Genomic DNA, 26,302 nt, shown 5'->3' with positions numbered 1-26,302 from the left:
ATGCCCGGTAAAGCCGCCGTCACCGGAGAGGCCCCGAGCGCCATGGTGAGCACTATCGACGACACCCGCTTCGCGGAACGCACCCCGCAGGGCCGTCTCACCGCGCAGCGCGGGCTTTACGCCGGCCCGGCCCCCATCGTCAGCAAGGACCTCTACGCCGAACTCGAATGGGGCAGTGCCGTGCGCGAGCGCGCGGGCATCTCCATCGAGCCGGCGTCGAAGGTGTCCGGCAACACCTATTTCGGGCGCTTCCCCGCGAGCTACTGGCAGCGCTGGACCGATGTGACCGAGGTCCAGGTCGAGGCCGTCGTCACCGGTGACGGTCAGCTGTCCGTCGGCGCTTCCGACATCGAGGGTGACCCGCGCGTGGTCGCCGCCGAGATCGTCGCGGGCGCGAAGCAGCAGAAGGTGACGCTCAGCGCGAAGCTCGACAAGTTCTACGACGGCGGCGCGCTCTGGCTCGACCTCGAGACCGAGGGTGGCCAGTCGCTGCGCGTCGAGAACGTCCGCTGGACGGTCGAGGCGCCGGAGAAGATCCGCCCGACCGCGGTGACCATCTGCACGATGAACCGCGCCGACGACTGCCTGTCGAACCTGCAGGCGCTCGCCGCCGACGTCTCCTCGCTGGAGACGCTCGACGCGATCTACGTCGCCGACCAGGGCACCGACCTCGTCGAGTCGCGTGACGGCTTCGAGCAGGTCTCGAAGGACCTCGGCGACAAGCTGCACTACATCAAGCAGCCGAACCTCGGCGGCGCCGGCGGCTTCACCCGCGGCCTCTACGAGGTCGCCGGGCACACCGAGACCGAGCACGCGAACGTCCTGTTCATGGACGACGACGTGCTGCTGGAGCCGGATCTGGTGATCCGGATGACCGCGTTCTCCAACCGCACGGTCAACCCGGTCATCGTCGGCGGGCAGATGCTGAACCTGCTGCACCCGAACCAGCTGCACGTCGGCGCCGAGTACGCCCGGCTGAACACGCTGGAGCCCGGTCAGCCGGTCCAGCACTCGCTCTCGACCGCCGACCTGCTCGGCGTCGACGAGGAGACCCTCAAGCCGAACCGCCAGGAACGCCGCCTCGACGCCGGGTACAACGGCTGGTGGTCGTGCCTGATCCCGTACGAGGTCGTCAAGGCCACGGGCTACCCGCTGCCGTTCTTCTTCCAGTGGGACGACGCGGAGTACAGCTACCGCGCGCGGGGTGCGGGCTTCCCCACGGTCACCCTTCCGGGCGCCGGCGTCTGGCACGCCGACTTCCACTGGAAGGACTGGGACGAGTGGCACCGCTACTTCAACCTGCGGAACTCGATCATCACCGCCGCGCTGCACTCGCCGTTCAACCTGAACCTGCTCTCTCGCGCGCTCCTCGCGCAGCTGGTCCGGTACCTGCTCGGCATGCAGTACGGCCTGTCCGCCACGCTGATCAAGGCCGTCGAGGACTTCCTCGAAGGGCCGGAGATCCTGCGTGACGGCGGCGTCGCCGCGATGAAGGAGATCCGCCGGATCCGCGACGAGTACCCCGAGACCAAGCGGCACAAGGCCACCGACGTCCCGGGTATCGCGTCGAACGACATCGGCATCATCAACAGCGCGCCGCGGCCCAGCATGCAGCGTCTGGTGCTGATCAAGCGGGTCCTCGACCGGGTGCTCGGCCGCAGCCGTCACTCGCTCGGCGCGGTCCCGATCGACGAAGCCCACTGGTGGCACATCGCGACCTTCGAAACCGCCGTCGTCACCGACGCTTCGCAGGAGGGTGTGCGGGTCCGCTCGTACGACCGCGTGAAGATGTTCGAGCTGGCCCGGAAGGGTGCCAAGGTCCTCCAGCGGCTCCGCAAGGAAGGCGCGGCGGTGCAGGAGCAGTACAAGCGCTCCATGCCCGAGCTGACGTCGCGGGAGAACTGGAAGCGGCTCTACAAGCTGTAAGCAGCAGGCATGAGCTGAAAGGGCCCTTCACCGCATAAGACGCGGTGAAGGGCCCTTTCGCTGCGGCGGACGCGACGAAAGCGTCCTTCGGTCAAGTAAGGGAGCCTTAGTGGTATGACGGATCCGGTCGCCCGCGCCCAAGCCCTCGCCGATGACGTTCTCTTCCCGGCAGCCACCGAAGTCGACCTCAAGGGCGAAGTCCCTTCGAGCCACTTCGACGCCCTCGCCGCCGAAGGCTTCTACGGCCTCGCCGCGCCCAAGGAAGCAGGCGGTCCGGGTGCCGACCTCTCGACGATCGTCCAGATCCTGGAGGCGCTGGCCGGCGGCTGTCTCAGCACGATGTTCACCTGGATCCAGCACCACGGCCTGGTCGCCGCGCTGTCCGTCACCGATCGCGTGGACCTGCGCGAGCGCTACCTCCCGGCGCTGATCAAGGGAGAACTCAAGGCGGGCGCCGCGTTCGCCGCGGTGATCCCGACCCCGCCCAGGCTGCGCGCGGAACGCGTCGAGGGCGGCTACCTGCTCGACGGCGAGGCGCCGTTCGTCAGCGGCTGGGGCGTCATCGACCTGCTCCAACTGTGCGCCCGGGACGGCGACACCGTCGTCTGCGCGGCCGTCGACGCGGTTCCCGCGGAGGGAGTGGAGGTCCAGCCGCTCGACCTCGTCGCCGCGCAGGGCACGTCCACCGTGCACCTCGGCTTCACCCGCTACTTCGTCGCCGACGACCGTGTCTACGGGAAGATCCCGCACGCGGAGTTCGTCGCGGGGAACACGTTCGCCTCCCGGCTCAACGGCTGCGCCCCGCTCGGCCTGGCCGACCGCGCCGCCCGGCTCCTCGATGCCCTCGGGAAGGCCGACGACGCCGCCGGGATCCGGGCCGAGATCGACGTCGTCCGCACGCGGCTCGACGCGGGCCTCGCCGACCCGCCGTCCCTGCCCCCGGCCCGGGCGGCGGGCGCGGAACTCGCGTTCCGGGCCGCCGGCGCGCTGGTCGCGGCCAACGGCAGCACGTCGGTCCTCGCCGGACGACACCCCCAGCGGCTCGTCCGGGAAGCCACCTTCCTGCTCGTCGCCGCCAGCCGCCCGGAGATCAAGTCGGGACTCCTGGAGCTGTTCGCCCGCGACTAGGCGCTGTCCCTGTCGGATCAGTGGAGGTCGTGAAGTGAAGGGCAAAGGTGGCGTGTTCAGTCGCCCGCCCGCCCGCCGATCTCGGGTGTTGTGAAAGCCACTTTCGCAACGTTGAAGGTTGCGAAAGTGGCTTTCGCAACGCTCCCCTTCACCACGCTGATCACCGCAGAACACCGGTCCGTGAAGACCTCCTTGAAGGACCCAGGGTCCTTCTTCAAGTCGGGACTCCTGGAGCTGTTCTCCCGGGACTAGTGGAGGCCGAACACCCGGGTCTTGCGGTTCAGGTCGTCGATGTAGGCGGCGGCGACGTGGGAGAAGTTGACCGCCACCTCCGACTCGTCCTTGGTCTGGATCGACTGGACCGAGCCGGTCCGGACGAAATGCGAGAGATCCTTGGTCAGCCGTTCGGCTTCCTCCGTCGTGAGCGCGAAGAGGAGCGGTTCGCCGCCGGCGGCGAGATGGAGTACGAGCGCGGGTTTCTGGTCTGCCATGAACCCATGGCACCAGCACTGATCACGGCCCGGCAAGCGGGTTCGCTGCGGGCGTACCGGGTGCGTGGACTACGTTCATCCCGACGAACAAGACACCCGCGGGGGGAAATGGCGATGCCGCATTCGTTCTCGTTGTCACTGGCTGCGGTGGACATCCTGCTCGAACACGGGCGGCTCGGCCCGGCGCCTGCCCCGTTCGAGGTCCCGCACATCGGCACCACGACCGACCAGCGCGCGATGGTGCGCGAGGCGGTCTTCCGCGACCTCGAAGGCCGCGGCATGATGCGCGGCGGCAGGCTCGACGCCGACGTCGAACTCGCGCTCGCCACGTTCGTCGCCCCGCAGCTCGCCGTGTGGGCGGTCGCGCAGATGGACAAGGACAAGCAGTTGTTCGCGAGGTCGGCGACGAACGGCCAGTTCGCGGTCGTCGTGCGCCAGGAAGAGAACCTGCTCGTATTCGAGGAGACCAGGCCGACCGCGATCGTCGCGTCGATCGTCGACCTGCTGCCGCTGACCCCGGCGGGTCCCGGCCAGTCCGTCACCATCGCGAAGCCGGCGAGCGCGCCGAAGCGTCCCCGCAACGACGACGCGTACGACCCGTTCGCCAAGGTCGCCGGACCCCGCTCCCACGGGTCGAACCCGCAACAGCGGCAGGTGGAGCGGATCTTCGAGAAGCCGAAGACGCGGGTCGGCCAGTTCAGCGTGTTCATCCGCGGTGGCCAGGTCTTCCCGCCGCTGGCGTGGTTCGACACCGAAGCCGGCCGGTTCATGATGACCTCGCGCCAGGCGGCCGACGGGCAAAGCTGGCTGACCTACGCTCCCGCCGACAACGCGAGGATCGCGCAGCAGCTGTACACCCAGCTCGAAGGCCAGTTCTGAACCGTCGGGAACCGGGGTGAAGCCCGTTTCGTCACAGTTCAGGCGCGTACTGCGATGATCGGCGAATAGCCGCGATCCTCGTTGCGCTGAGTGCTCGGCTAGTAGACTGCCGGGCGGTACGCACGGGCGAGCAGACGATGCAGTGGGGCGGACGATGGCTTTCGAAGCGGACGGCGGACAGGCGGCACCGGACTTCTCGATCGGCTCCGCCATGGGCGCGGCGGCCAACTACGTGGCGGCGGGCGGCCTGAACCAGGCTGCGATCGCCAAGGTGAGCGCCGAGACCCAGAAGCTGGTCTCGGCCGCCAAGAGCGGCGGCTTCAAGATCTCCGAAGAGGGCGTCAAGCCGCTTCGTGAGGCCCTGGCGAACATGACGGAAGAGCTCCGCGAGCTGAAGGTCAAGACCATGGCGCTGAACGACGCGCCGCAGCTCGGTGGCCACCCCTACGGCAAGGCCGTGGCAGCCCACGACCACAAGGGCGCCGCCCAGTCGGCCAACTCCGCGAACGCGATCATCGGGCAGTTCGAGCAGGTGGTCAAGGACGCCGACGAGGCACTGGCCAGGGCGGCCGGACTGTACAAGGGTGTCGAAGACAGCGCGATCGACGCCACCAAGAAGATCCAGGCCTGAGGGACGATGAAGAAGCTTTACGTGGTGCCGCTCGCCGCGGCCGCTCTGGTACTGGCCGCGTGCTCCAGCGAGAAGCCGGGAAGTGCCAGTCCCGCGCCGTCAGCTCCTCCCGCGCAGTCGAGCGCGTCCAGCGCCGCGCCCACCTCCGGTGGGGACACCGCGTCGATCGACCCGTGTTCACTCGTCAGCGCGACGGACCTGGCGTCCTACGGGACGTTCAAACCACCGACCACCGACAACGCGGGCGGGGCCCGGCTCTGCACGCTGAGCAAGGAGGCGGCGACAGCCGCGGAAGCTCTTTCGATCGGTGTCGGGGTTCGTGACACGCAGGGTCTCGACTCGGTGAGCGACGCCGGCAACGGCAAGACCAGCGGCAACGTCAACGGGCGCAAGGCGGTACTCGCCCCCAGGCCTCCGGGAGGGTGCCTGATGGCGCTCGAACTCACCGCGTCGGCACGGGTCGACGTCCTGATCGCCGGAGACGACACCGAGAAGGCCTGCGGGATCGCCGAGAAGGTCGCCGACATCGTCGAACCGAAGCTTCCGAAAGGCTAAGGGGGAATCAGGATGACCACGAAGACACCGAACCTGAGCGAGAAGCAGGTCTCCGACCTTTCGCCCGCGGCCCGCGACGCGTACTTCCAGCAGAAGGCCGACGAGGGCGTCGATCCCAGCGACGGCTGGCTGTTCGGCGCGGTCAACCGGTTCATCGCCTCCGGGAAGGCGCACCAGCAGTCCCAGGAGGTCGGCGACAAGAACGTCGACGAGCTGACCAAGAACAAGGACGTTCAATACGTCGAGGGACTGGAGCCGTCGAACGCGGACTACCAGGGTTACGACCACGAGAAGCTCGAACAGTTCGTCAACAGCGACCTGAACGTCAACCAGGTCACCGACGTCTCCACGGCGTACCACCACCTGCACCAGGCGTTCAACACCTTCTCGACGACCATGGACAAGGCCGTCACGGCGTCGCAGGGCACCTGGGAGGGTGACGCGGCGGGCAACGCGCAGGGCTACTTCAAGAGCCTCAGCAAGTGGTCCGAGACGAACTCCCAGAACGCGAAGCTCGCCTCCGAAACGATCTACGACCAGGGCAACGCGGCTTCCACCGTGAAGAACACCATGCCCAAGCCGATCCCCTTCAGCTGGAAGGAGGAGGTCGGTGGCTGGCTGACGTCGAACCCGTTCAACATGGGCGACAACATCGACAAGTCCATCCAGAAGCAGAAGGACAGCCAAGAGGCGCACACCGAGGCGGCCACCGCCATGCACAACTACGACAAGGCGCTGTACGACGCCGCGTCGAAGCAGCCGGCGTTCGCCGAACCGCCCAAGTTCGGCGTGGACGGCGGGGGCGGTATCGACAAGCCGCAGCCGTACGAGGTTCCGCCAGGCTCGAGGAACCCCGGTGACGGCCAGCCCGGCCACGGCAGCAACCCCGGCAACACCTACATCCCGCCGGGCAACGGTGGCGGCAGTGGCGGCAGTGGCAGTGGCAACGGTGGAGGAGGCGGCGGTGGCGGCGGCCACATCCCCGGTCCCGGCAGCACCACGGGTACGGGCAGCATCCCGTCGAGCACGACACCGTCGGGTTTCCTGGGCAACCAGCCGCCGATCAGCACCCCCGGCCCGAACAACAACTCGAACGCCATGCCGATGAGCCCGATGCCGATGTCGCCCATGATGGGCGGCGGCATGGGCGACTCGGAGTACAACAGCCGGAGCGGCCGCGGTGGCGGCGGCAGCGGCTTCGGACCCGGTGGCGGTTCGGGCTCCACGCCCGGTTCGGGTTCCGCGTCCGGCGCGGCCCGCCCCGGCGGTGTCGGCGCCGCCGAAGCCGCGGCAGGCCGCGGTATGGGCGGTCTCGGCGGTGGCGCCGCCGGCCGTGGCGGCCCGGGGATGGGCGGCGGCATGGGTGGCCGCGGCCAGCAGTCGGAGGGGGACGAGGACACCGAGCACCAGCGTCCGACGTACCTCGTCGAAGGCGACCCGGACGAGGTCTTCGGGACCGACATGCGCACCGCGCCGCCGGTCATCGGCGAATAGACACACGAAAAGGGCCCCTCGCACGAGCGAGGGGCCCTTTCGTGTGTCTCAGTAGCGGTAGAACTTTTCCTTGCGGCCCTGGCGAACCAGCTTCAGCCACTGCAAGAACGCCTTCGGATCCCGCTTCACGCCGACGAAGTACAGCCCGAACCGCACCACTTCGAGCGCGCCGATCTTGCGCATGCCCGGCTGCGACAGCAGGTACCCGCGGTTGCGGTAGGTGTAGTAGCGCTTGACCTCGTTCTCCGGGTCCTGCGCGTGGAACCGGCCGCCCAGCATCGGCTTGAACTCGTCCGAGCCGTCCGGGTGCAGGTACGCGGTCTTGAGCGAGGTGCCGAACGGCAGCCCCGAACGCACCAGGCGGCGGTGCAGCTCGACCTCGTCGCCGCGGAAGAACAGCCGCAGGTCCGGCACACCGACGACGTCCAAAGTGGACGCGCGGAACAACGCGCCGTTCATCAGCGAGGCGATACCGGGCAGGAAGTCGACGCCCAGTTCCGACGACGACCGCTTCCAGGTCAGCCCGCGCCGCAAGGGAAACGCGAGCTTGTCCGGCGCGTCGATGTTGGACACCACCGGGGAGATCTCGGCCAGGTCCCGCTTTTCGGCCTCGTCCAGCAGGATCGCGAGGACGTTCTCGTCGGCGGGACGGCCGTCGTCGTCGGCCAGCCAGATCCAGTCCGCGCCCAGCGAGAGCGCGTGCAGCATGCCGAGCGCGAACCCGCCCGCGCCGCCGAGGTTGCGGTGCGAAGGCAGGTACGTGAAGGGAAGCGGGTAGTTCTCGACGATGTCCCGCGCCGACTTGTCCGGCCCGTTGTCGACCACGACGAGGTGGTCGACCGGCCGCGTCTGCGCGGCGATCACCTTGAGCGAGTCCGCGAGCAGTTCCCGCCGATGGCGCGTGACGACGACGCCGACGACGGCACCTTCGGGCAACTGCCGGGTCTCGCTGGTCATCCTTGGCCACCGTTCGTCGTCGCCACCGGCTGCGGCTCGATACCGAAGCGCTCCAGCGTCTCCTGGCTCATGTTCTCGAACGGGTCGCGCCCCTTGTAGCCGGTGAGCACGTCGCGCAGCGAACCGCGCATCTTGACGTGTCCCTCGTCCATCCAGATGGCGGAATCGCAGAGCTCGAAGAGGAACTCGTCCGAGTGGCTGGCGAAAACCAGGATGCCGGACCGCTTGACGAGGTCCTTCAGCCGGTCCTTGGCCTTGTTGAGGAAGGCCGCGTCGACCGCGCCGATGCCCTCGTCGAGGATCAGGATCTCCGGGTCGATCGAGGTGACCACGCCCAGCGCCAGGCGCACGCGCATACCGGTGGAGTACGTCCGCAGCGGCATCTGCAGGTAGTCACCGAGCTCGGTGAACTCCGCGATGTCGTCGACGCGGGCTTCCATCTGCTTCGCGGTCATCCCGAGGAACAGGCCGCGGACGATGATGTTCTCCAGCCCGGAGATCTCCGGGTCCATGCCGATCCCGAGGTCGAAGACCGGTGCGATCTTGCCCGAGATCTTCGCCGAGCCACGAGTGGGCTCGTAGATGCCGGACAGCAGCCGCAGCAGGGTCGACTTCCCGGCACCGTTGTGGCCGACCAGGCCGACACGGTCGCCTTGCTTCAGCGAGAGCGTCACGTCGTGCAGGGCTTCGATGATCGGCACCTTGGTCTCGGTGCCGATCTTGCCGCCGACCTTGCCCAGCACCTTCTTCTTCATGGAGCGGGTCTTCGCGTCGAAGATGGGGAAGTCGACGTAGGCGTTGTGCACATCAATGCTGACCATCTGTCACACCCAATAAGAGACGCGGGAACGGTAATTGCGCATCGCAACCAGGGCGAGGCCCCAGCCGATGATGGTGATGCCGCCGACGACCACCCAGCTGTAGGGGCTGACGGCCTGCCCGATCAGTGGTGCCCGCACGATCTGGATGAAGTGGAAGAGCGGGTTCGCGTAGACGAACGGCAAGGCTCCCGAAATGCCCGTCCGGGCGCCGCCTGCCATGAGCTGGTCGATCGGCCACACGATCGGCGTCATATAGAAGAGCAGCTGGATGAGCGAGTTGATCACCTGCGGGATGTCGCGGTAGCGGGTCGAGATGATGCCCAGCAGCAGGGTGACCCAGCCGGCGTTCAGCGCGAGCATCAGGATGCCGGGGATCGCGCTCAGCGAGTACCAGCCGAGGCCGGGGTGGCAGATGCCGGTGAAGCCCTCGTTGCAGTTGCCGGTGTTCAGCGAGTACTGGTGGTTGAGCGAGGTGAAGAAGATCGCGACCACGATCACGTAGACGATCAGGTTGTGCATCAGCATCAGGGTCTGGCGCCACACCGTGCGCAGCACGTAGACCGACAGCGGCGCCGGGAGCTGTTTGATCAGCCCTTCGTTGGAGATGAAGGTCTCCATGCCCTCGGAGAGACAGCCGCTGATGAAGCCCCAGACGATGAACCCGGTGCTGATGTAGGGCAGGAACGTCGCCGTCGGCATGCTGAACAGCTGTGAATACAGAAGTCCCAGGCCCAGCGCGATGATGCCCTGGCTGATGGTGATCCAGAACGGGCCGATCACCGAGCGGCGATAGCGCTGCTTGATGTCCTGCCAGCCGAGGTGTCCCCACAGCTCTTTGGCGGCGAAACCGGTCTTGATGTCGGCGAACGCGCGCGAAAAGGTCTTGCTGTCCGAAATCGGCGGAACCGAGGTCGGCGCAGCACTGTCGGCGGCGTGAACCGTGCTGGTGGCATGCACGGGAACGAGGGTACCGATGGGGCCGATGGTGCCTGGGCCGCCCCGCCCGGAGGTGGTCCGACGCTCCCGCTCCGGTGACGGTGTGTGCGGAGCATACGATGCACGGATGCCGGTCCCCGACAGTACGGTTTCGGTGTCGAAGCCTGTCCAGCGCGCGCTGTATTACCTGGTCGCGCCGGTCGGTCACCCCAACTACGGTGATGAGCTCATCGCCGCGAGCTGGCTCCGGCATCTGGCCGAAGTGGCACCCGACGCGGACGTGTGGGTGGACACCCATTCGCCCGGTCCGGCGGCCGTGCTCCTCGACGGGCTGCATCCGCGGGCGAAGTTCACGGACACGCTGTGGCGGCTTTGCTGGGAGGCCCCTTCCGAGGACCCGTGGCAGACGGCCGCGTGGGTCAGGGAAGCCGTGCACAACCCCGGCATGATGCCCAGGTTGCATCACGGGATCGAGCTGCTCGCGACGGCCGACGTGGTGCACGTCGTCGGTGGCGGCTACATCAACAGGCTTTGGCCCAAGCAGATCGGGCTTCTCGCCGGGGCGGCGGCCGCCGCCGAGCGGTCCGGTGGCCGGGCGGCGATGACGGGACAGGGGCTGTTGCCCGCTTGCGACGACGTCGGGCCGTTGTTGCGCGCGCTGGCCGACCGGTTCGAGATCGTGGAGGTCCGCGACGACGCCTCGGCGGAGTTGCTGGACGTGCCGGTGGGTCTCGACGACGCGTTCATCGGGATCGGACCGCACCTCTACGACGAGGCCGAAGACCTGCCCGAGGTCATGCTCTGCCTCCAGTCCGACCTGGTGGAGGTCGGAGTCGGCAAGCTGGCGGGCGCGGTGCTTTCGATGGTGCGCTCGTGGAAGATCCCGACCGAGAAGATCGGTGTCGTCGAAGGCGTGCCCCGGGTCGACCGCGAGGTGTTCGCCCTGCTCGAGCGCGAGCTGCCGGGCGCCCGGTTCTACCCGTTCTCCCACATCTGGACGCACGGGCTCCCGGTCTCGCCTGGGCAGACCTGGATCTCCACCAGGTTCCATCTGCACATGCTGGCCGCGGCGGCGGGTGCTTCGGGAGTGGCGGTTTCGATCCACCCCGACTACTACGCGACGAAACATCGTTCCCTGGCGGCGCTCGGGTCCCACTGGACGCTGCTGGAGGATCTGGGCCAGGTGCCCGATCGGCCGGAGGCGGGCGGATACGCACCCGAAGTGCTGGCCGGGTTCAAGAAGGCGAAACACGATCTGGCGAAGGCCGTCTACGCGCCCGTGGATCGCCCAGTCCCGGAGGCTGACGAGCCTCCGGATGCCCAGGTGACCCCACTGCGCAGGCGGTGGGCTCGCATCATCCGCATCTGATCGATAGCCGACAGCGAGGTTTCGAGGGCCGTTCCTGTCCTCGATCCTTCCTACCGTCGTGCTCATGACCGACGAAATCACGCCGTTCACGATCGCCGTCCCGCAGCGCGACCTCGACGACCTCGCCGCCCGGCTGGCGAACACGCGCTGGCCCGACGAGATCGACGGTGTCGGCTGGGGGCTCGGGACACCGCTCGGGTATCTCCAGGACCTCGCCGAGTACTGGCGTCTCCGCTATGACTGGCGCACCCACGAGGAGCGCCTCAACGGCTTCCCCGGCTTCCTCACGAACATCGACGGCGCGAACGTCCACTTCCTGCACGCGCGGTCACCGGAGCCGGACGCGATCCCGCTGGTGCTCACGCACGGCTGGCCGGGGTCCATTGTGGAATTCCTCGACGTCGTCGGGCCCCTGTCCGACCCGCGTGCGTACGGTGGCGACCCCGAGGACGCGTTCCACGTCGTGGTGCCGTCGCTGCCGGGGTTCGGGTTCTCCGGGCCGACGACCGAGGCGGACTGGGGTCCCGGCCGGATCGCCGGCGCGTGGCCGGTGCTGATGTCGCGGCTCGGGTACGAACGGTTCGGGCTGCACGGCGGCGACTGGGGCGCGATCGTTTCGCGGCAGGTGGGCGTCCGGTGCCCGGAGCGGGTGCTCGGCGCGCATCTGACGATGCTGCCGCACGCGGTGCCCGAGCGTGAGTTCGAGGACGGCGAGCTGGGCTACGCGATGATCCAGGCGACCAAGCCGCAAACGCTTGCCTACGGGCTCACCGACTCACCGGCAGGGCAGCTCGGGTGGCTGGCGGAGAAGTTCAAGTCCTTTTCGGACTCGCGCGACGTTCCCGAGGACGCGATCGACCGCGACGATCTGCTCACCACCGTGATGCTCTACTGGCTCACCGGCACGGCGAACTCGTCTTCGCGGATCTACGCCGCGCAGGGCGGGGCCTGGGGCGAGGAGCCGCCGAAGTCCACTGTGCCCACCGGGGTGGCCGTGTTCCCGAAGGACACCGGCCGGCCGCTCCGGCACCTCGCCGAGCGCACCGACCACATCGTGCACTGGTCCACTCCGGACCGCGGGGGTCACTTCCCGGGGCTGGAGGTGCCGGATCTGCTCATCGACGACCTGCGGACGTTCTTCCGCCCGCTGCGCTGACCCTGCTCAGAGGTACTGGCCGGGCCCGTGCGAGTCGCCGCCCGCCGCGTGTCCGCCCAGGGCACCGCCCGCGGACGGACCCGCCGGGAGCCCCCGCCGCATCTGCTCCAGCTGCACCCGCGCGGCCATCTGCTGCGCGAACAGCGCGGTCTGGATGCCGCTGAACAGCCCTTCCAGCCAGCCGACCAGCTGGGCCTGCGCGATCCGCAGCTCGGCATCGGACGGCGTCGAGTTCTCGGTGAACGGCCGCACCAGCCGCTCCAGCTCGTCCTGCAGTTCCGGCGCGAGCGCCTGCTCCAGCTCCCGGATCGAGGTCTGGTGGATCTCGCGCACGCGCGTGCGGCTGGCGTCGTCCAGCGGCGCGGCGCGGACCTCTTCCAGCAGCTGCTTGATCATCGTGCCGATCCGCATCACCTTGGCGGGCTCTTCGACGAGGTCGCCGAGCGATTCCTCCTGCTGCTCGCCCTCGCCGTGGTCACCGGACGAGCCGAGCCGCGCGGTGCCGACCGGAACGCCGTCGGGCCCGACGACCACCACGTGGGGCGAGGAGTCTCCGCCGCCGTCACCGGGGGTGTTCGATTCGCGGGAAACTGGGTCGGTCATGTGCTCCATCCTGGCCTACGTCGGGCGCGAAGCGCAGTGTGGTTTTCGACGCCGTCTCCGAGCGTAGCGGGAATCGTCGCGCCCCGTGGTCGGCTGGCCAACCCCGGGTAAAGCGCCAAACCGCACGTCCGTACGGTGTCCCCATGGCGTTCGACGTCGCTCGTATCCGTGGGTTGTTTCCCGCGCTGGGTGACGGCTGGATTCACTTCGACGGCGCCGCCGGAATGCTCGTACCTGAACAGGTCGCTTCGGCCGTATCCACGGCCATGCGCGCTCCGGTGTCCGGGCCGGGTGGAGCGTTTCCGGCCTCCCAGCGTGCGGAAAGCATTGTCACGGCCGCTCGCCGGGCGGTCGCCGACCTGGTCGGCGCCGACCCGGCCGGAGTCGTGCTCGGACCCAACGCGCCCGACCTCATCCGCCGTCTCGTCGACGCGATGGCCGACCGCTGGACGATCGGCGACGAGGTCGTCGTGTCCCGGTTGGACGAAGAGGCCAACCTCGCGCCGTGGCGCCGCGCCGCGAAACGCGTCGGCGCGGTCGTGCGCTGGGGCGAGATCGACATCGAGACCTGCGAGCTGCCCGCCTGGCAGTACGAGAACCTCGTCTCCGCGCGCACCAAGGCCGTCGCGGTCACGCTCGCGTCCGGTTCGGTCGGCACCCGGCCCGACGTCCCGACGGTGATCGAGTTCGCCAAACGCGTCGGCGCGCTGGTGGTCGTCGACGCGACGTACGCGGCGCCGTTCGTGCCGCTGGACCTCAACGCGCTCGGCGCCGACGTGATGGTGGTTTCGGCGCAGGCCTGGGGCGGGCCGTCGGTGGGGGCGCTGGTCTTCCGCGATCCCGAACTGCTCGAACGCCTGCCGTCGGTCTCGCTCGACCCGGCCGCGCGCGGCCCGGCCCGGATGGAACTGGGCCCGCACGCGTACCCGCTGCTCGCCGGCCTGATCGCGTCGATCGACTATCTGGCCGGTTTGGACGACGCGGCGATCGGTTCGCGGCGCGAGAAGCTGGTGACGTCGCTGGGTTCGGCGAAGTCGTATCACGCGGGACTGCTGGCGCAACTGTCCACAGAGCTGCGTTCGCTGCGGCACGTGATGGTCATCGGCGACGCCATGCGCCGGATCCCCGCGCTGGCCTTCGCCGTCGCGGGCAAGAAGTCGCCCGAGGTCGCGGAGTATCTCGCGTCCCAGGGGCTCTGCGCCTTCGCCGACGACGGCACGAGCGGGGTCTTCGGTTCACTGGGCGCCGCCGAAGTCGGCGGCGCCGTCCGCATCGGACTCGCGCATTACTCGAACGTCTTCGAGGTCAATCAGCTCGTCCGGGTGCTGGAAGAAATCCGCTAGGACTTCGCGGCGAGGAGGACCTTGCCGAAAACGGTGCCTTCTTCGAGCGCGCGGTGCGCGGAGGATGCCTCGGCCATCGGGACGACCTGGCCGACGATCGGCTTCACCGAACCCTGCTCGACCAACGGCCACAGCCGCTCGCGGACGTCGGCGACGATCGCCGCCTTCTGGGCCAGCGGCCGCGAACGCAGGCCCGCGGCGTACACGCTCACGCGTTTGCCCAGCAGCTTGCCGATGTTGAGCTCGCCCTTGACCCCGCCCTGCATGCCGATGACCACGAGCCTGCCGTCGGCCTTCAGCGCGTCGATGTTGCGGTCGAGGTACTTGGCGCCCATGTTGTCGAGGATGACGTCCGCGCCGCCGGTCTCGGCGCGCAGGACCTCGACGAAATCCTGCTCCTTGTAGTTGATCGTGATGTCGGCGCCGAGCTGGCGGCAGCTCTCCAGCCGCGCGGCCGAACCCGCGGTCACCGCGACCGTCGCGCCGAGCGCCTTGGCGACCTGGATCGCGTGCGTGCCGATCCCACCGGCACCGCCGTGGACGAGCAGGACCTCGCCCTCGGACAAGCCGGCGTGCATGACGACATTCGCCCAAACCGTGCACGCGACTTCGGGCAGTCCGGCGGCCGCGAGCAATTCGACTTCGGCGGGCAGCGGAAGCAGTTGTCCGGCCGGGACGGCGACCTTTTCCCCATAGCCACCACCGGCGAGCAAAGCACAAACCTCGTCGCCGATTCGCCACCCCTCGACGCCTTCGCCGATTTCGGCGATCGTGCCCGAACATTCGAGTCCGAGAATGTCGCTCGCGCCCGGCGGAGGCGGATAGTTGCCCTGACGTTGCAGCAGGTCAGCCCGGTTGACGGCGCTCGCGGCGACCTCGATGACGACTTCGCCTTCACCCGCCACCGGATCGGGGACCTCGGCCCATTCGAGAACATCGGGATCGCCGGGCTCACGGATGGTGATCGCGTACATACAGGCGACCCTATAACGGTGAAGGTAAGTCCGCCGAACGTCGGTTGACCTATGACGCAAACCACACAAAGGTGACGCCCATGTCATATTCGCGAAGAAGCATTGTTCCCTCGATCGTGGTGATGGCCACCGCCGCGCTCACGGTCGGAATGGCTCCCGCTGCGACAGCCGCGCCGGCGATCGACGGACCCGCGCTTGCCAAGCAGCTCGTCAACAAGGTCGACGGCGCAGGAGTGAACCGGCACCTGATCGCCCTGCAGCGGATCTCGGACGCGAACGGCGGCCGCCGCGCCGCCAGCACCGAGGGACACAAGAAGTCCGCCGAGTACGTCGCCACGAAGCTGGAGCAGGCGGGCTTCACGGTCACGCGCCAGGAGTTCCCGTTCACCTACGCGGAAACCCTCGCGGAGAAGCTGACGGTCGCGGGCGCCGACGTCCCGATCATCATCATGTCCTACAGCCCGTCCACGCCCACCGGGGGAATCACCGCCCCGCTCGCCGTGGTCCCGGTCGACGACACCAGCGGCTGCGAGGCCGCCGACTACGCCGGCGGGGTCACCGGCAAGATCGCGCTGATCCAGCGCGGTGGCTGTTCCTTCGCGCAGAAGCAGGCGACCGCCGCCGCGGCGGGCGCCGTCGGCGCGATCGTCTACAACAACGTCCCCGGCCCGGTCAACGGCACCCTGGGCGACCCGGCCGCGGGCAAGATCCCGACCGGTGGCATCACCCAGGCCGACGGCCAGGCGCTCGCCGCCAAGCCGGGCGCGTCGGTCACCCTCGACCTGCGCGCCTTCCAGGAGGCGCGGACCAGCTACAACGTCATCGCCGAGACCAAGACCGGTCGCAAGGACAACGTCGTGATGCTCGGCTCGCACCTCGACAGCGTCACCGAAGGCCCCGGTATCAACGACAACGGCTCCGGTTCGGCCGCGCTGCTGGAGACCGCGCTGCAGCTGGGCAGCAAGCCCAAGGCCAACAACGCCGTCCGCTTCGGCTGGTGGAGCGCCGAGGAGTTCGGGCTCGTCGGCTCGACGTACTACGTCAACTCGCTGACCTTCGAGCAGCAGCTCGACATCGCGCTGTACTACAACTACGACATGATCGCCTCGCCGAACACGGGGTACTTCGCCTACGACGGTGACAACTCCGACGGTGTCGGCGCGGGCGCCGGCCCGTACGGTTCCGGCGAACTCGAGAAGACCCTGGTGGACTACCTCCAGAACGGCAAGGGTGTCCCGGTCGAGGGCACGGACTTCACCGGTCGTTCCGACTACGGCCAGTTCATCGCGGTCGGCATCCCGGCCGGTGGCCTGTTCACCGGCGCCGAAGGCGTGAAGACCGCGGCGCAGGCCGCCAAGTGGGGCGGTAGTGCCAACGTTCCTTACGACAAGTGCTACCACCAGAAGTGCGACAACCTCGGCAACATCGACCGCGTCGCGCTCGACCGCAACTCCGACGCCGTCGCGTGGGCGCTGGGCGTGTACGCGACCAGCACCGAGAACATCAACGGTGTCCCGGGTGGCAAGGCCGCGAAGGCGAAGTCGCTTCGCGCGGCCGAGCGGTCCAAGCAGAAGAGCATGAAGGCGTCCATCCACGCCGACGATCACCACGGCGCCGTCGCCGCCTGATCCACGAAAAGCTGAAGGGGCCTTTCCTCGCATGCGATGCGAGGAAAGGCCCCTTCACTGCGTCTTATGCGGGGAAAGTCCCCTTCAGCCCAGGTTGTTGGTCGCGAAGGTGTCGCACCGTGCGGGCTGCCCGGTCTGGAAGCCGGTGGTGAACCACTTCTTCCGCTGCGCCGAGGTGCCGTGGCTGAACTTCGACTCGTCGACCCGGCCCCCGCCGAGCTTGGACTGGATGTAGTCGTCACCGATCCGCGAAGCGGTGTCCAGCGCGGAATTGATGTCCTGCTGGCTGACCTCGGTGAGCAGCGGCCGCCCGGTCTCGATCGGCGTGGTCGTCGCGTGGTTCGCCCAGACCCCGGCGTAGCAGTCGGCCTGCAGTTCGAGCCGCACCGAACCCGACGTCGGCCCGCTCCCGGTGCCCTTTTTGGACACTCCGGTGAGGTTCTGCACGTGGTGCCCGTATTCGTGGGCCAGCACGTAAGCCTCCGCGAACGGTCCGCCCTCCGCGCCGAACTTCGTGCGGAGTTCATTGAAGAACCCGAGATCGATGTACACGTTGGAGTCGCCGGGGCAGTAGAACGGCCCGACGTCCGAAGTGGCGCTGCCGCAGCCCGTGTTCACGCCGCCGTTGAAGAACTTGGTGACGGCCTTGCGGTAGGTCGATCCGGACCGCTGGAATTCCTGGCCCCAGTAGTCCTGGATCGAGTTGATGATCCCGACGATCGCGCAGTCGTGCTTCCGGTTCGCGTCCGCGCCGGTCTTGCACTCCTGTTGCAGCGACGTGTTGTCCACCTGCTGCCCGGAGCCCACGCCGCCGAGGCTGCCGATCCCGCCCGCGGACGGGCCCAGGCTCACGCCGCCGAACTGGGAGATGAGGAAATAGATGACGAGTCCGACCACGCCGAGCCCGCCGCCGCCGAGTGCCACCCGGCCGCCGATACCGCCACCGCCGCCTCGCAGGTCCTCGACTTCGGAGGTGTCCAGGCCCGCGCCTTCGTCGAATCGCACGGGGGAAGCGTAGCCGGACGGACCCGGATATGCCTGGGTGCGGCCACGCAGAGCGGCCGCACCCAGGTCTACCGAGGTTGTCTTGTTCTGATCGCCGGTTGGCCGCGATCACCGGGCCGGCGCCGGGCACTGCCGAGGCGGTCGTTGAGGCCGCGAACCCGAAACAGGCCGGAGTGACGCCGAATGCGCGAGAATGGTCGAGCGCATCTGAGATACCCGCGCTCGTCGCTGTTCGCAGTCGCGACCGACCCGGTCCTTTCCGTTCCGGTCGCGGGGACACAGCAGGCGGTCAACCGCGAGAATCACCCGCCATACCACCACCTGACCCTTCCCGGCTGGGAGCAGGTCCGGCGACCTTCCTACGGTGCGCCCGATACTTGCCCGACCATCCGCTGACAAGCAGAATGCGCCTTTTCGCGCCGAGTCTCAACCTTTTCGTAACCCTCCTTCGGGCGAATGTTCCCCAGGTTTTTTCAGGACCGAAAAGTGACCGGTGGGTATGCGCCTTGTGCGATCAACGTTCTACCCTGCGTGGATGGCGGTGGAGCAGAAGGAAACACGCTGGCTGTCCGAGTCCGAGATGACCGCCTGGCGTTCGTACATCGTCGCCACCATGCGGCTGCGACAACGGCTGCACCGTGAGCTCTCCGAGCGGCACGACGTCACCCTCGCCGACTACGAGGTCCTGGTCTGCCTGTCGAGCCAGCCCGACGACCGGATGCGGATGACGGAGCTGGCGAGCATGCTCGGTTCGACCAAGAGCAGGCTTTCGCACCAGATGGTCCGGCTGGAGGCCGAGGGCTTCATCCGCCGTACCCGCGACCCGGCGGACAAACGCGGTGTCGTCGCCGAGCTGACCGGACGCGGCGCGGAACTGCTGGCGGGCGCGGCGCCGACGCACGTCGAAGGCGTCCGGGAACATCTGATCGACCTGCTGAAACCCGAGGAGCAGCAGGTGCTGGGCCAGGCTTTCGGGCGGGTGCTCGACCACCTGTCGGAGATCGACGGGCTCCCGCGCCTGCCGCCGGTCACTTCCTGAGGGCGTTGATCCGCGCGGCCTGCCGCGTCAGGTGGGTGCGCTCGGCGACGTTGGCCGCCTTCCCGGCGGCCTCGACGTAGAGCCGCGCCGCCGTCGCCAGATCGCCGTCGCGCTCGTGGAGGTACGCCGCCACCGCCGCGTGCCGGGGCAGCGAGCCGTCCAGTTCCGCGAGCGCGGCCAGTCCCGCGCGCGGTCCGTCCGCCTCGCCGACGGCCACCGCGCGGTTCAGCCGCACGATCGGGCTGCCGGTCAGCCGCGCGAGTTCGTCGTACCACTCGACGATCTGCTTCCAGTCGGTCTCCTCGGCGGTGGGCGCGTCGGCGTGGAGCGCCGCGATGGCGGCCTGGGCCTGGAACTCGCCCAGGCTGTCGCGGGCCAGCGCCGCTTGCAGGATGTCGACGCCCTCGGCGATCAGGCGCGTGTCCCACTCGCCGCGGTCCTGCTCGGCCAGCGGCACGAGGTCGCCGTCGGGCGCCGTCCGGGCCGCGCGCCGGGCGTGGTGGAGCAGCATGAGCGCGAGCAGGCCCGCGACCTCGGGATGGTCGATCGCGGCCGCGAGCCCCCGGGTGAGCCGGATGGCTTCGGCGGCGAGGTCGACATCGCCGGAGTAGCCCTCGTTGAAGACCAGGTAGAGCACGCGGAGCACGGTGGCGACGTCGCCCGCCTGGTCGAAGCGCACCCCGGACACGGTGCGCTTGGCCCGGCTGATGCGCTGCGCCATGGTCGCCTCGGGCACCAGATACGCCTCGGCGATCTGACGGGTGGTCAGCCCGCCGACGGCGCGCAGGGTGAGCGCGACCGCCGAAGACGGCGTCAGCGACGGGTGCGCGCACAGGAAGTAGAGCTGCAGCGTGTCGTCCACCGCGGGAGCGGGTCCGGGCTCCGGCTCGTCGTCGACGAGGTCCTCACGACGGCGCCGGGCGGCGTCCGACCGGGCCATGTCGAGGAACTTGCGCCAGGCGACGGTGACGAGCCAGCCCTTCGGGTCCTTCGGCCGGTCACCGGGCCAGACGCGGACGGCCTCGATCAGCGCTTCCTGCACGGCGTCCTCCGCCGCCGCGAAATCGGCTCCGCGGCGGCAGAGGATCCCGAGGACGTTCGGGGTGAGGCTCCGCAGCAGTGCCTCGTCCAGTTCGGCGGTCACTCCGTGACGGTGAGCTGTGCGGCGAACAGTGGACGCAGTTCGAGCCACTCGTGGATCGGTTTCCCGCCCGCTCCCGGAGCGGCCGACAGCTCGCCCGCCAGTTCGAGCGCCCGCTCGTAGCTGTCGACGTCGATCATCATCCAGCCGGCGATGAGGTCCTTGGTCTCGGCGAAGGGACCGTCGGTGACCGGTGGCTTGCCCTCGCCGTCGTACCGGACGAAGGTGCCTTCGGGGGCGAGCGCGCGCTCGTCGACGAACTCGCCGGTCTCGACGAGCCGGGCCGCGAAGTCCTTCATGTAGTTCATGTGCGCCGTGACCTCCTCCGGAGCCCACTGGTCCATCGGGATGTCGTTCACCGCCGCCGGAGCGCCGCGGTAGTGCTTGAGCAGCAGATACTTGGGCATGCCGGAAGAGTAGTGGCAGTCTGCCGGTCTTTCTTCCTGGTGGTCTATACATCCGATCTCTAGCCTTTTCCTCGCGACAGTTTGAGAAGTGTGCGTTTCTTCATCGCGAAAGGAAGAGCACTTGTCCAGAACAAGACGGCGCTACGCCGGGGTGCTGGTGACCGCCGGTCTCATCTGCGGCTTGCTCGCGGGTGAGACCGCGGGAGCGGCGGCCTCCGACGATTCCGTCAACTTCACCGCCGAGTCGTTGCCGCCCGGCGCGACCCCGGTGGCCCCGCTCGCTCCCGCCGTCGCCCAAGCGCAGATCGCCGCCAACCCGGTGATCTGCGAAGGCGACGGTGTCTCCGGCAAGCGCATCGAGCTGGTCTACGTCCGTGAGGCGAGCCAGCCTGACCGGTACGCGACCGTCGTGCCGTCCCTGCGCGCCTACGCGTCCGGGATGGACGACTCGTTCAACGACAGCGCCGCCGTGACGGGCGCCAGCAGGCACATCCGGTACGTGACGACCGCGGGCACGGGCTGCCAGGTCGCCGTCGCGAACCTCGTGGTGCCGGACGGCACCTACCAGACCGGCGCGATCCGCGATCGCGCCATCCAGGCGGGGCATTACAACGCCGACCGCGACTACATCCTGTTCTCCGACAACCCGCTCACCTGCGCCGGCACCTGGGGTGACAGCGACGACCAGCCCGGCCCCGCCAACGCGTTCAACAACGGCAGGCACTACACGGAGATCGCCGTGCCCTGCTGGGGCGCCAACGCCGCGGGCCACGAGCTCGGCCACATGCTCGGCGCGGTCCTGCCGGGGGCTCCGCACTATCAGGGCGGCGGGCACTGCTCCCAGGAATGGGATCTGATGTGTTACGGCGACACCCAGTCCTTCGACTGCCCGCAGCGCGATTCCGACCGGCTGCTGGACTGCGGCAACGACGACTACTTCAGCACGAACCCGGTCCCCGGCAGCTGGCTCGCCACGCACTGGAACGTCGCCAACAGCGCCTTCCTGATCAAGAAGGACACGCCCGACAACGACGACGGCCACGCACGGGGCGGGAAGACCTACGTCATCACCGGTGCGAACGGTGACGCCATCGACGTCATCGGTTCGGCGACCGGCGGCCTCGTCAACCTCAGCAAGCGGGCCCGGACCGACTCCATGAGCCAGAAGTGGATCCTCGGCTACAACACCGGCCTGCAGCTCGTCAACGCCAACAGCCAGCTGTGCGCCGACAGCGCCCAGAGCGGGACGGCGCCCGGCACGCAGATCCTCCAGTACAACTGCAACGGCCAGAACGGCATGCGGTGGGTGTTCCAGCCGCTGGGCAACGGCAAGGTGGCGATCTTCAACTATCTGACGGGCTTCGCGGTCACCGACGGTGGCGCGTACCCGGCGCCGCTCGTCCAGCAGCCCTACACCGGGGCGGCCAACCAGCAGTGGACGCTGAACGCCATCGCCGACCCCGGCCCGCAGGCGGGCAAGAAGTACTACCTCTCCGTCGCCACCAACGGCAACAGCGCGGCCGTGGTCGACGGCTCGTCGTCCGCGGGCGCGAAGATCACCCACGTGGCCAGGCAGGACGACAACGGCCAGAAGTGGAGGCTCACCGACGCGGGCGGTGGGTACTGGAAGATCAGCAACGAGCGGAGCGGTCAGTGTCTGCGGCCGGTGTCCGGCAGCACCGCGGACGGCGCGCAGCTCGAACAGACGCACTGCGGCTCGGCCACGAATCAGCAGTGGAAGCTGCTCCGCAGCGCCGACATGCGCTACGGACTGGTGAACCGGGCCAGCTCGCTGGCGGTCCGGCAGGTCAACAATGGCACGGCCTCGATCCTGGAACAGCGGCCCTTCTCGGGCGGCCGTAGCGACGAGACCGTCTGGGCCCTCGTGCCCGCTTGATCCGAAAGCCGTGATCCACGAACGAAAACGCCCCAGGTCCGCGGACCTGGGGCGCTTTCGTTCGTCAAGACTGGCGGTAGCGGTGGGATTCGAACCCACGGAGGACAGAGCCCTCGCATGTTTTCAAGACATGTTCCTTCGGCCGCTCGGACACGCTACCGCTGTCGAGGGTATCCGACGGGGCTTTGCCGGAACGCTTCGGATGTGGTCGAAGTCCGCTAGTCGAAGTCCCAGTCTGTCGAGATGCCGATGATCACCAACAACAGCGCGAGACCGAGAATGATCGCGACGCCGATGTAGCCGATGATGATCGCCGCGAGCGCCATGCCCTGGCCGCCGGCCTCGCCGCGTTTGGCCTTCGAGTGCGCGATGTGCCCCATGATCACGCCGATGAGCGACAGCAGCCCGGTGCAGACGACCAGGCTGGCGATCGACACGACGAGCGCCGCGATCGCCAGGCCCTGCTCCTGCGGCTGCTGCGGCGCGCCGTAGCCGTAACCGTATCCGTAACCCGGCTGCTGGTACGGCTGCCCGTACGGGGGTTGCTGGCCGTAGGGCTGCTGCTGACCGTAGGGGTCTTGCGGGTATGTCACCGGCTCACCGTAACCGCCGGCACTTCGTTCAGGACGCCTGACTCTTCGCGGCCTTCGCGGCGATTCGCGCCTGAACCTCAGGACGGCGCAACGGCGGCACCGTCGTCGGCGGCTGACGGCGGGCGGGGAGTTCGGACAGCAGCCGCCTGGTGATCTCGGTGATCTCGGCGACGGCGGCCTCGAACGGCTCGCGGGTGGCGTCGGACAGGCTCTGCACCCCGGACACCTTGCGGACGTACTGGCGGGCGGCGGCCTCGATCTCGTCCGGCGTCGCCGCCGGCTCCAGGCCTCGAAGGGTGGTGATGTTCCGGCACATGCCCCGATGGTACGTCCGCCCACCGACGCTTCCGGGCGCTTCGATCACACTGTCGGTTAGAAGCTGCCCTGGTTCGTTGACGCCGAAAAACGTGCGAAGGCACCCTCGGCGGAGTGCCCCTCAGACCCCGCTCTCTTCGCCGTGCGCCCGTCGAGCCGATCCCCGAACCGGCCGAGCCTTCCCCGATCCCGGAACAGGTGTGGCAGCGCGTCCCGATCGACGCCCTGATCGACCTCGTCACCGAAGTCTTCACCGCGCACGACCTGCCGTGGTCCCGTGCCCGGATGGCCGCCGAGGCGCTGTGCCACGGCGATCTCACCGGAACCCCGGAATCGGGGGTCGCCGAACTGACCCGGCTGCATCTGCCGATGCTGGTCAACGGCCTGGTGCGGCCGAGGGCCGAACCGCTGATGATCGCCGACCGCGGTGCCGCCGCCCTGATCGACTACCGCCGCGCGCCGGGCCTGTGGGCCGTCGGCGACGCGATGGACCGGGCGGTGTCCCGGGCGGGCCGCTACGGCGTCGGGCTCATGTCGGTCCGCGGTGTCGGGCCGTTTGGCCGCGCCGGGCACCACGCCGCGAGGGCGCTGCCGCACACCATGATCGGGCTGGTCATGGCCGCGGGCGGGGAACGCGGGACCGCCGCGAACCCGCTCGGCATGGCCGCTCCCGCCGGCGCGTACCCGGAGTTCGTGCTCGACATGGACACCCTGGCGGACGTCGACAGTTCCGCCGTCGCCGGTTTCGCGCTGCTGGTCGAGATCTTCGCCGGGGTGCTTTCGGGCGTCGGCGACCACGATCACGACACCGGGCTGATGGTGATGGCCATCGCGCCGACGACGCTGCGCAGCGCCGACGGGTTCTACAAGGCCGCGAGCGCGTTGTTCGGCAGCCTGCTCGGCTGGGAGGGCGGGAACCCGGTCCGTTATCCCGGCTGGCGCGAGGCGCAGTACCTCGAACAGTGCCAGGCGCTGGGTGTCCCGCTGAACGAGCCGGTGCACCGCGAACTCGAAGACCTCGCGAAGGCGCTGCGCCTGGCCCCGTTGCAGGGGCGCTAGGCCAGTACCACGCGGCCGCCTTCGCCGCCGACCTCCACGACGTCGCCGTTCGTCAGCTGACGTCCGCGCCGGACCTCCACCTCGCCGTTGACCGTGACCTCTTCGGCGTCGAGGAGGTCTTTGGCGTGCGAACCGTCTTCGGCCAGGTTGGCCAGTTTGAGGAACTGGCCGAGGCGGATCGGCTCACCGGTGATCGGGACGTCGTGGATGCTCATGGGGAGATCATCCCCGCGCGTCCATCTTCCGGTACAAGGTGGCGACGTCGGTGTCGAAGTAGCTGCTGTAGGACGTGTCCGGATCGTCCCCGCCGTACAGATAGCCGCCGATCACGCCGACGACGGTGCCGAGTTCGGTCTCCGGGTCGGGGTCGACCACCCACGGCCCGCCGCTGGTGCCGGTCGTGAAGCCGGGACAGCCGACGCGCATCTGATAGGTGTCGGCCTGGCTGCTGGTGCCGTGGCAGACGACCGGCGCCTCCCGCTCGTCCGGATAGCCGGTCAGGGTGATCGGGTGGGCGAACCCGCCGCCGGTCAGCAGGGTGTTGGCGCCGGTGACGCTTTCGAGGGTTTTCGTGCTGCCCGCCTGGCGGGCCGTCGCGAAGCCGACATCCAGGTCCGGATCGGACGAACTGGCCCAGCCGTCGGGAACCTGCGGATCGGAGACGTCCCAGTAGCCGTAGGGCGCGACACCGTCGTGGTAGCCGGGCGCGAACGAGATCCCCGTCGCGTACTCGCCGCCTTCGCCGTCGTGGAGGCAGTGCGCCGCCGTGAGCAGGAGGTCTCCCGGACCGCTGTGGATGACGCTGGCCGTGCAGAAATGCGTGCCTTCGAGGAAGAGCGCGCCGATCGACGGGTTGATCGGCGGCCCGGCCGGGGTGACCGCCACCGTCGCGGTCGGGGCCGCGGGATCGGCCGGGGCGGGCTCGGACGCGGCGGAACAACCGGTCAGAACGACACAGAGCACGAGCAACAGGGCGCGACGCATCGCCTTCCTTCCGGTCGTCCACGGCTCTTGGTTACAGATCACCATAAGCGGTCCACGAACACAGCCCGAATCGATCAACGCACAGCAAGCTCACAGCCGTAGTATGTGTTACCTCCGGTAACAGTCGAACTTGGGAGCGGGTATGAAGTCGTTCACGGACAAGGTCGCGGTGATCACGGGCGCGGGCTCGGGAATCGGCAAGGCGCTCGCGATCGAACTGGCGGGACGCGGGGCGAGGCTGGCCCTTTCCGACGTCGACGCCGTCCGGGCGGCGGGCACCGTCGCGTTGTGCGAGAAAGCGGGCGCGACCGCGAAGGCGTACGAACTGGACGTCGCCGATCGTGAGGCCGTTCTCGCGCACGCCGAGGAGGTCGCCGTCGATTTCGGGGGCGCCAACCTCGTGGTGAACAACGCCGGGGTCGCGCTCGGCGCGACGGTCGAGGAAATGACCTGGGACGACTACGACTGGCTGATGGGGATCAATCTCGGCGGGGTGGTCAACGGCACGAAAGCCTTTCTGCCGCAGGTGATCGCCTCCGGTGACGGGCACATCGTCAACCTTTCGAGCGTGTTCGGCTTCATCGGCGTGCCCACGCAGAGCGCCTACAACGCGGCGAAATTCGCGGTGCGGGGGTTCACCGAGGCGCTGCGGCAGGAAATGCTGATCGCCCGGCATCCGGTCAAGGTCAGCTGCGTGCATCCCGGTGGCATCAAGACGAATATCGCCCGCGACGCGCGGGGCGGCGTCGAGCGGGACATCGACAAAGCCGCCGAGGGATTCGAAAAGATCGCGAGGACGACGCCGGAGAAGGCCGCGCAGACCATCGTGCGGGGTATCGAACGGGGGACGGCGCGCATCCTCATCGGACCGGACGCGTATGCCATCGACGCGATTCCCCGGGTGCTCGGCTCCTTTTACCAGCGGCCGCTCGCGCTGCTGGGGCGCCTGGGAATGAAGCGCCTCTGACAGA

Annotated in this window: 27 protein-coding genes and 1 tRNA gene; 14 read left to right on the top strand and 14 right to left on the bottom strand. The window is 68.6% G+C overall.

The annotated features are described in order from the left end of the window. Positions 1-1,926: a glycosyltransferase gene (locus B0293_RS09070; protein WP_005149622.1), complete on the top strand. Its 1,926-nt coding sequence runs from the start codon at positions 1-3 to the stop codon at positions 1,924-1,926. Between the two features lie 114 nt (positions 1,927-2,040). Next, positions 2,041-3,054, top strand: a complete 1,014-nt coding sequence (locus tag B0293_RS09065) for an acyl-CoA dehydrogenase family protein (RefSeq protein WP_005149624.1) — start codon at positions 2,041-2,043, stop codon at positions 3,052-3,054. Positions 3,055-3,302: 248 nt separating this feature from the next. On the opposite strand, the gene B0293_RS09060 is transcribed toward B0293_RS09065, so the two are convergent. Next, complete coding sequence (locus B0293_RS09060) at positions 3,303-3,545, bottom strand: hypothetical protein (RefSeq protein WP_005149626.1); 243 nt, start codon at positions 3,543-3,545, stop codon at positions 3,303-3,305. A gap of 114 nt (positions 3,546-3,659) precedes the next feature. Between B0293_RS09060 and B0293_RS09055 the strand changes: the two genes are divergently transcribed. The 4 genes from B0293_RS09055 to B0293_RS09040 all read left to right on the top strand — a co-directional run bounded on the left by B0293_RS09055 (position 3,660) and on the right by B0293_RS09040 (position 7,104). Continuing rightward, positions 3,660-4,424, top strand: a complete 765-nt coding sequence (locus tag B0293_RS09055) for an ESX secretion-associated protein EspG (RefSeq protein WP_005149627.1) — start codon at positions 3,660-3,662, stop codon at positions 4,422-4,424. Positions 4,425-4,578: 154 nt separating this feature from the next. Continuing rightward, positions 4,579-5,055, top strand: a complete 477-nt coding sequence (locus tag B0293_RS09050) for a hypothetical protein (protein ID WP_143254537.1) — start codon at positions 4,579-4,581, stop codon at positions 5,053-5,055. Between the two features lie 6 nt (positions 5,056-5,061). Beyond that, positions 5,062-5,610 carry a DUF3558 family protein gene (locus tag B0293_RS09045; protein WP_005149629.1) on the top strand — a complete coding sequence of 183 codons (549 nt, stop codon included), beginning with the start codon at positions 5,062-5,064 and terminating at the stop codon, positions 5,608-5,610. 12 nt (positions 5,611-5,622) lie between these two features. Next, positions 5,623-7,104: a hypothetical protein gene (locus B0293_RS09040; RefSeq protein WP_005149631.1), complete on the top strand. Its 1,482-nt coding sequence runs from the start codon at positions 5,623-5,625 to the stop codon at positions 7,102-7,104. Positions 7,105-7,152: 48 nt separating this feature from the next. Here the strand turns inward: B0293_RS09040 and glfT1 are convergent, their stop codons facing one another. From glfT1 to wzm, 3 genes are read right to left on the bottom strand one after another with little or no spacing between them, the layout of a single operon-like run. Further along, entirely contained in the window at positions 7,153-8,061 is a 909-nt protein-coding gene (glfT1, locus tag B0293_RS09035) for a galactofuranosyltransferase GlfT1 (RefSeq protein WP_005149632.1), read from the bottom strand. Then, positions 8,058-8,882 (bottom strand): galactan export ABC transporter ATP-binding subunit Wzt/RfbE, encoded by an 825-nt coding sequence (gene wzt / locus B0293_RS09030; RefSeq protein ID WP_005149633.1) that lies wholly within the window; start codon positions 8,880-8,882, stop codon positions 8,058-8,060. The genes glfT1 and wzt overlap by 4 nt, the downstream gene beginning before the upstream one ends. 3 nt (positions 8,883-8,885) lie before the next feature. Next, a complete protein-coding gene (wzm, locus tag B0293_RS09025; RefSeq protein ID WP_005149635.1) occupies positions 8,886-9,839 on the bottom strand; it encodes a galactan export ABC transporter permease subunit Wzm/RfbD in 954 nt (317 codons plus the stop codon). Between the two features lie 106 nt (positions 9,840-9,945). On the opposite strand from wzm, the gene B0293_RS09020 reads away from it, so the two are divergent. Next, entirely contained in the window at positions 9,946-11,187 is a 1,242-nt protein-coding gene (locus B0293_RS09020) for a polysaccharide pyruvyl transferase family protein (RefSeq protein WP_005149636.1), read from the top strand. 64 nt (positions 11,188-11,251) lie between these two features. Beyond that, complete coding sequence (locus tag B0293_RS09015) at positions 11,252-12,343, top strand: epoxide hydrolase family protein (RefSeq protein WP_039914894.1); 1,092 nt, start codon at positions 11,252-11,254, stop codon at positions 12,341-12,343. 6 nt (positions 12,344-12,349) lie between these two features. Here the strand turns inward: B0293_RS09015 and B0293_RS09010 are convergent, their stop codons facing one another. Then, the gene (locus tag B0293_RS09010) at positions 12,350-12,955 is read right to left on the bottom strand and encodes a bacterial proteasome activator family protein (RefSeq protein WP_005149638.1); all 606 of its coding nucleotides are present in this window, start codon (positions 12,953-12,955) and stop codon (positions 12,350-12,352) included. 134 nt (positions 12,956-13,089) lie between these two features. Here B0293_RS09010 and B0293_RS09005 point away from each other — a divergent pair, with 134 nt between their 5' ends. Further along, positions 13,090-14,289, top strand: coding sequence for a cysteine desulfurase-like protein (locus tag B0293_RS09005; protein ID WP_005149639.1), 1,200 nt, complete (start codon positions 13,090-13,092; stop codon positions 14,287-14,289). Here the strand turns inward: B0293_RS09005 and B0293_RS09000 are convergent. Next, positions 14,286-15,263 carry an NAD(P)H-quinone oxidoreductase gene (locus B0293_RS09000; RefSeq protein ID WP_005149640.1) on the bottom strand — a complete coding sequence of 326 codons (978 nt, stop codon included), beginning with the start codon at positions 15,261-15,263 and terminating at the stop codon, positions 14,286-14,288. The two genes, B0293_RS09005 and B0293_RS09000, sit on opposite strands and share 4 nt — an antisense overlap. 80 nt (positions 15,264-15,343) lie before the next feature. On the opposite strand from B0293_RS09000, the gene B0293_RS08995 reads away from it, so the two are divergent. Then, positions 15,344-16,891: a M28 family metallopeptidase gene (locus B0293_RS08995; protein ID WP_005149641.1), complete on the top strand. Its 1,548-nt coding sequence runs from the start codon at positions 15,344-15,346 to the stop codon at positions 16,889-16,891. 84 nt (positions 16,892-16,975) lie between these two features. Here B0293_RS08995 and ypfJ read toward each other — a convergent pair whose 3' ends face one another. Further along, positions 16,976-17,896 (bottom strand): KPN_02809 family neutral zinc metallopeptidase, encoded by a 921-nt coding sequence (ypfJ, locus tag B0293_RS08990; protein ID WP_005149643.1) that lies wholly within the window; start codon positions 17,894-17,896, stop codon positions 16,976-16,978. A 535-nt stretch (positions 17,897-18,431) separates the two neighbouring features. On the opposite strand from ypfJ, the gene B0293_RS08985 reads away from it, so the two are divergent. Then, positions 18,432-18,935: a MarR family winged helix-turn-helix transcriptional regulator gene (locus B0293_RS08985; protein ID WP_039914899.1), complete on the top strand. Its 504-nt coding sequence runs from the start codon at positions 18,432-18,434 to the stop codon at positions 18,933-18,935. Here B0293_RS08985 and B0293_RS08980 read toward each other — a convergent pair. Both B0293_RS08980 and B0293_RS08975 read right to left on the bottom strand, forming a co-directional pair. Next, positions 18,925-20,067 carry an RNA polymerase sigma factor gene (locus B0293_RS08980; RefSeq protein ID WP_039914985.1) on the bottom strand — a complete coding sequence of 381 codons (1,143 nt, stop codon included), beginning with the start codon at positions 20,065-20,067 and terminating at the stop codon, positions 18,925-18,927. The genes B0293_RS08985 and B0293_RS08980 overlap by 11 nt on opposite strands. A gap of 8 nt (positions 20,068-20,075) precedes the next feature. Next, positions 20,076-20,483 carry a YciI family protein gene (locus B0293_RS08975; RefSeq protein WP_005149656.1) on the bottom strand — a complete coding sequence of 136 codons (408 nt, stop codon included), beginning with the start codon at positions 20,481-20,483 and terminating at the stop codon, positions 20,076-20,078. A gap of 121 nt (positions 20,484-20,604) precedes the next feature. Between B0293_RS08975 and B0293_RS08970 the strand changes: the two genes are divergently transcribed. Further along, positions 20,605-22,380 carry an RICIN domain-containing protein gene (locus B0293_RS08970; RefSeq protein ID WP_005149657.1) on the top strand — a complete coding sequence of 592 codons (1,776 nt, stop codon included), beginning with the start codon at positions 20,605-20,607 and terminating at the stop codon, positions 22,378-22,380. Positions 22,381-22,451: 71 nt separating this feature from the next. Here B0293_RS08970 and B0293_RS08965 read toward each other — a convergent pair. From B0293_RS08965 to B0293_RS08955, 3 genes are all read right to left on the bottom strand, one after another. Further along, positions 22,452-22,540, bottom strand: a tRNA-Ser gene (locus tag B0293_RS08965). Between the two features lie 58 nt (positions 22,541-22,598). Next, on the bottom strand, positions 22,599-22,973 hold the full coding sequence (locus tag B0293_RS08960) for a DUF4190 domain-containing protein (protein WP_005149659.1): 375 nt from the start codon (positions 22,971-22,973) through the stop codon (positions 22,599-22,601). Positions 22,974-23,001: 28 nt separating this feature from the next. Beyond that, positions 23,002-23,289 (bottom strand): DUF2277 domain-containing protein, encoded by a 288-nt coding sequence (locus B0293_RS08955; protein ID WP_005149661.1) that lies wholly within the window; start codon positions 23,287-23,289, stop codon positions 23,002-23,004. Positions 23,290-23,402: 113 nt separating this feature from the next. On the opposite strand from B0293_RS08955, the gene B0293_RS08950 reads away from it, so the two are divergent. Continuing rightward, entirely contained in the window at positions 23,403-24,347 is a 945-nt protein-coding gene (locus B0293_RS08950) for an Ldh family oxidoreductase (RefSeq protein ID WP_039914900.1), read from the top strand. Here B0293_RS08950 and B0293_RS08945 read toward each other — a convergent pair. Then, entirely contained in the window at positions 24,344-24,562 is a 219-nt protein-coding gene (locus B0293_RS08945) for an RNA-binding S4 domain-containing protein (protein ID WP_005149665.1), read from the bottom strand. The two genes, B0293_RS08950 and B0293_RS08945, sit on opposite strands and share 4 nt — an antisense overlap. Positions 24,563-24,569: 7 nt before the next feature. Continuing rightward, a complete protein-coding gene (locus B0293_RS08940) occupies positions 24,570-25,331 on the bottom strand; it encodes a trypsin-like serine peptidase (RefSeq protein WP_005149667.1) in 762 nt (253 codons plus the stop codon). Between the two features lie 142 nt (positions 25,332-25,473). Here B0293_RS08940 and B0293_RS08935 point away from each other — a divergent pair, with 142 nt between their 5' ends. After that, complete coding sequence (locus B0293_RS08935; RefSeq protein WP_005149674.1) at positions 25,474-26,298, top strand: SDR family NAD(P)-dependent oxidoreductase; 825 nt, start codon at positions 25,474-25,476, stop codon at positions 26,296-26,298. The last annotated feature ends 4 nt before the right edge of the window (positions 26,299-26,302 follow it).

The organism is Amycolatopsis azurea DSM 43854 (genome assembly GCF_001995215.1).
Classification (GTDB): Bacteria; Actinomycetota; Actinomycetes; order Mycobacteriales; family Pseudonocardiaceae; genus Amycolatopsis; species Amycolatopsis azurea.
The sequence above is the reverse complement of the archived record's forward strand: the minus strand, read 5'-3'. Positions and strand labels throughout refer to the sequence as shown.